This window comes from Allomuricauda sp. CP2A, from assembly GCF_001683915.1.
Classification (GTDB): Bacteria; Bacteroidota; Bacteroidia; order Flavobacteriales; family Flavobacteriaceae; genus Flagellimonas.
Genome location: NZ_LXTT01000073.1, coordinates 1 through 3,997, shown reverse-complemented (window position 1 = coordinate 3,997; position 3,997 = coordinate 1). Strand labels below are relative to the sequence as shown.

General features: G+C 42.1%; 4 protein-coding genes. All 4 read left to right on the top strand.

Annotation, left to right across the window (positions count from 1 at the left end; all coding sequences use genetic code 11):
• Positions 1-26: 26 nt before the first annotated feature.
• A complete protein-coding gene (locus A7D14_RS08880) occupies positions 27-587 on the top strand; it encodes a DUF305 domain-containing protein (protein ID WP_067032975.1) in 561 nt (186 codons plus the stop codon).
• Positions 588-706: 119 nt separating this feature from the next.
• Positions 707-2,044 carry an MBL fold metallo-hydrolase gene (locus A7D14_RS08875; RefSeq protein WP_067032972.1) on the top strand — a complete coding sequence of 446 codons (1,338 nt, stop codon included), beginning with the start codon at positions 707-709 and terminating at the stop codon, positions 2,042-2,044.
• 54 nt (positions 2,045-2,098) lie between these two features.
• Entirely contained in the window at positions 2,099-3,388 is a 1,290-nt protein-coding gene (locus A7D14_RS08870) for a PQQ-dependent sugar dehydrogenase (protein WP_067032977.1), read from the top strand.
• A 251-nt stretch (positions 3,389-3,639) separates the two neighbouring features.
• Positions 3,640-3,997, top strand: a 358-nt coding sequence (locus tag A7D14_RS19850) for a hypothetical protein (RefSeq protein WP_141673321.1), incomplete at its 3' end; no start/stop codon positions are given.

Sequence of the window (3,997 nt, the reverse complement as noted above, 5' to 3'; positions counted from 1 at the left end):
ATATTAACCAATTAAAAGTATATACAATGGAAAATAAAGAAAAGAAAGTCAACAATTACTTAAAGTTCTTCGCAATGATCGGTACCTCAATGGTCGCGATGTTCTTTTTAATGTACACACACTCCTATCAGATTATCGATCACTTCTGGTATAGTGAAACCAGGTTCTTTATGACGTTGATCATGGGTGGGTCCATGGTTATTATCATGCTGCTGTATATGCTACAGATGTACAAAGACCGCAATAAGAATATTGCCATCTTGGCTTTGGGTGTTTTGCTGATCGCAGGCGGAATATGGCTGGTCAGGAGCCAGGTTACGGTTTCCGGTGTTGACTATATGGAAGGTATGATTCCCCATCATTCCATCGCTATCCTAACTAGTGAACGATCTCAAATAAAAGATATTAGGGTAAGAAAACTTGCCGATGAGATCATCAAAGCGCAGCGTCGGGAAATAATGGAAATGCAATGGTTAATCAACGATATCAAGAAAAATGGGATAGTAGAAACAGAAGAAGAAAAGGAAAAGCGTTCGCTTCCCAAATTTGAAGGATCGCTTACCGAAGAAACAACAAACCTTGACTGATACGGAAAAGTGAATGTCAGGAGGTAATAACAGTTTTTACTTTCGAAAGGAAAAAACGAAAATACAGGAGAATAAACGAAGGCATTTCGGACGTTAAATTATAAACGCATAAAATTTTTATGAAAATACAGCAATTTGAATATGAACCACTTTCCCACTATTCATACGCACTGCTGAGCGAAGGGGAGATGGCGATAATCGATCCCGATCGCGACCCGATGCAGTATTATAATCTTGCGCATAAAGAAAATGCTGTGATTAGAGCTGTGCTATTGACCCACTCCCATGCAGACTTTGTAAGCTCACATTGGCAAATTAGCAAAGAAACAGGTGTCACGATTTATAACAGCAGCAAATTGGAAGCTGAATACCCTTTCGAAAGTTTTGATGGGAACAGTGCCATATTCGTGGGCAATACCAAACTAGAAGCCATAAATACTCCTGGGCATTCATACGATAGTATTTCCATTCTTGCCACAGATGAAAATGAGGTTGCACTTTTTACGGGGGACACCTTATTGATCGGGGATGTCGGACGCCCGGACCTGCGCGGAAATGAAGATGACAAAGAGCAAAAAAAGCAAGCACTGGCCCGTGAAATGTTCAACACAATTCGAACTAAATTCAAAAAAATACCGAATGAGGCCATTATTTACCCCGCCCACGGGGCGGGATCCCTGTGCGGCAAAAGCATGTCGGCAGATAGCATTAGCACATTAGGTAGGGAGCGAAAGGATAACTGGGCATTTGGCCATCAGAATGAAGACGAGTTTGTCAAAGAACTCCTTGAAGACCAACCGTTCATACCGGCCTATTTCAAACATGATGTAGCTATGAACAAAAAGAAAGTTGAATCGATTGATATGGTTACCGCTAAAATCCCTATTCATCTTAATGCCGAAACACCAAAAGATAATATCTTAATTGTCGATAGTCGTGATGAAAACGAGTTTAAACAAGGTCATTGGCCACAGAGTATCAATATTATGCAGGGTGGCGAAGCATCCTCTTTTGAAACATGGTTAGGTACTATAATCCAACCAAATGAGGAATTTCATCTGGTTGTCGATTCTCCAAAAAGTGTAAAGACCATCGCCCGGCGGGTGGCGAAGATTGGATATGAAAATCAACTCAAGGCGATAATTACCCTTTCGAAGAAAAGCTTTGTCGAAAACGAGCGATTGGATTTCAAGCATTTTGTGCAAAATCTGGATAATTACACCATTGTCGATGTCAGAAATACGGATGAAGTAAGAAAAAAGAAAATTTTTGACGGTGCCCTGAACCAACCCCTACACGAACTAAGGGAATCAATTCAGGACATTCCTAACGACAAACCCATTATTGTCCATTGTGGCAGTGGATATAGAAGCGCGATCGGAAGCAGCATACTTTCAAATGAATTGCAAGACGTAAAAGTATATGACCTAGGGGAAGTTATTGAGAAATTCAAATAACCAAGATGCTAAGTTTTAATTGGCAGAAGATGTAAGACAAAATTTTAAATGGTCATGGGAACACGTTTTTTTACAGGTTTAATCATTTCACTCTTAGTATTGGCAACTACAAATGCGCAGACCGTCGATTCGCTACCGCCGATATCGGCCTCCAAATCCTATTCCAACTATAGCAATGTCATTGGCTGGAAAAATGGAAGGACCCCCAAAGCCCCGCCCGGTTTTACCGTTACAAAATATGCTGACGGTTTCAAGAATCCAAGGTGGATGTACGTTACACCGAACGGCGATGTACTTGTGGCGCAAAGCAATTCGAATTATCCGCTCTGGAAAAAAATCGGGGCATGGTTCATCGGGGCATCAAAGTCGAAAAGCTTTAAGAACAGTGCGGACTTGATAACCTTGCTCCGCGATGTAGACAAGGACGGGTCTCCCGATGAACGTACCGTATTTCTCGAAAAGGAACTCGATCAACCATTCGGAATGCTTGTGCTAGATGATTGGTTCTATGTGGCCAATACCAACGGATTGCTACGTTTTCCTTACAAGCCCGGTCAATTGCAAATATCGGGAAAAGCGGAAAAAATTACCACCTTACCCGCAGGAAAGGCCAATCGGCACTGGACACGCAATATTATTGCCAACAAGGACGGCTCGAAAATATATATAGCGGTCGGTAGTGGCTCGAATGTTGGGGAGAAAGGGGCAGAGGCTGAATTCATGAAGGCGGCCATTCTTGAGATTGATCCCGATGGCGCAGGACTAAGAATTTTCGCATCAGGACTAAGAAACCCCGTGGGTATGGATTGGAATCCCGTTACCGGAGACTTATGGACGGCGGTCAACGAACGCGACGGATTGGGCAACAACCTCGTACCTGATTATTTGACCAGTGTCCGCGAAAACGGATTTTACGGTTGGCCCTACTTGTATTATGGGCAAAATGAAGATCCTAGGGTAAAATGGGTGCCTTCGGCCCAAGTGGGAAATACACTGATGCCCGATGTGAACGTTGGCCCCCATACCGCATCTTTGGGATTGACGTTCTACACGGGCGATTCCTTCCCCGAAAAGTATCGGAACGGGGCCTTTGTCGTACAGCATGGCTCTTGGAACAGACAGGTTTTATCAGGCTATAAAGTGGTTTTCGTGCCTTTCGAGAACGGAGAACAAACTGGAAAACCTGAAGATTTTTTAACGGGTTTTATTGTTGACGGCAAAAAAGATGAGGTCTATGGCCGACCCGTGGGTGCCGCCATACTACCCGATGGATCGATGTTGATATCCGATGATGTGACCAATAGGATCTGGAGAATTAGTTGGGACGGTAAACGCGGTATGTGAGGGATTCTCAGTGGGGGTTTGCCGTTTTATAAGTACTTTTATTTATGGAAGATGCACAACCTCCGATAAATGATTTGAGAAATCTTTTTGAAGAAGCCAAGGCTAAAAGCGAATTCGATTTTGTACTTAACCTGATTAATTATAGGGGAATCAGTTCATCTAATTTAAACTCTAACCTTCATGAATGGTTCGATGCAATCGAGTTTTATAAAAGGTTGTACAATGAATTAGAAGGAAAAGAGAAAACCCGTATGGGTTTACAGATTTACTCCACTTTTTTTGAGAACAGCGACTTCTACAACATAATAGGTAATTTGTGCCGTATTAAATTGGGGTACAAAGGTTCATCATATCTTTTTTGGAAAACGAAAAAATATGAGCGCCTTTTGGGAATTGGCGAAAAACAAGATTTCTTGATGGAGCTCTTGGCCGATTCGGAAAAGCAGCACCTAATCGATTTTTATGAACAGAACCATTTTAAAGAAATACGCAACAGTTTCTTTCATTCCGCCTATTCTATAGACGAAGGTCGGTATGTTATGCACGATTCAGACCCTATCAATTTAGATGGCGTTTTGATTCATTCCTTCGATTTAGATGAATTTTTCT

Coding starts and splice junctions, on each gene's coding strand:
- A7D14_RS08870 (WP_067032977.1), top strand. CDS start 2,099: ATGGGAACACGTTTTTTTACAGGTTTAATCATTTCACTCTTAGTATTG.
- A7D14_RS08880 (WP_067032975.1), top strand. CDS start 27: ATGGAAAATAAAGAAAAGAAAGTCAACAATTACTTAAAGTTCTTCGCA.
- A7D14_RS08875 (WP_067032972.1), top strand. CDS start 707: ATGAAAATACAGCAATTTGAATATGAACCACTTTCCCACTATTCATAC.